At 57.9% G+C, this 515-nt stretch carries 2 pseudogenes; both read right to left on the bottom strand.

Annotated features, from left to right (window positions below):
• A pseudogene (locus ACXJ5O_RS29515) lies at positions 1-278 on the bottom strand (oxalate decarboxylase); the annotation flags it as partial.
• Positions 278-515 (bottom strand): annotated as a pseudogene (locus ACXJ5O_RS29520) (hypothetical protein); the annotation flags it as partial. The pseudogenes ACXJ5O_RS29515 and ACXJ5O_RS29520, both read right to left, overlap by 1 nt.

Consider the following 515-nt stretch of genomic DNA (forward strand, 5'->3'; position numbering starts at 1 on the left):
GTAATTTGCCGGGTCCAGCCGGCCGGATATTGCTTCATAGGCGCATCGGCAAACGAAAAGCGCAGATTTGGCAAGGTACCGGCATCGGTAGTCGGCTGATTAAGGATATCCGGATTCTGAATATCCCGATCCACGTTGCGTGGTCCAGGATCATCGCCGCCCACTCCGGCGCGGCGCGGCTGCGGTAGGTCTGCGGCATAACTCGTTGACCCTGCGGCGGCGACCATGCCACCTGCAGACAGCGCCAAGAGCGCCTCACGACGGCTAAAAGCATTCATTATATGAGCCTTTCCGATAATGTCATTTGCACCTGCAGTGCCGCAGCTGTTGTCGGGGTTGATCGGAGATGCGCACGCCATGCTTCGATGAGGAACCAGGTTCGGCCATCGGCCTCGTCGATCCAAGTCTCGAAATAGTCAGCCGTCTCAAAATCCCGGTGCACGTCGCAGACATCGCGAGTGCAACGCAGGAATGAAGAGAGCTGCCTGTTGTCGCTGGCGAGTTCGGTCAACATC

The organism is Phyllobacterium sp. P5_D12, assembly GCF_054049495.1.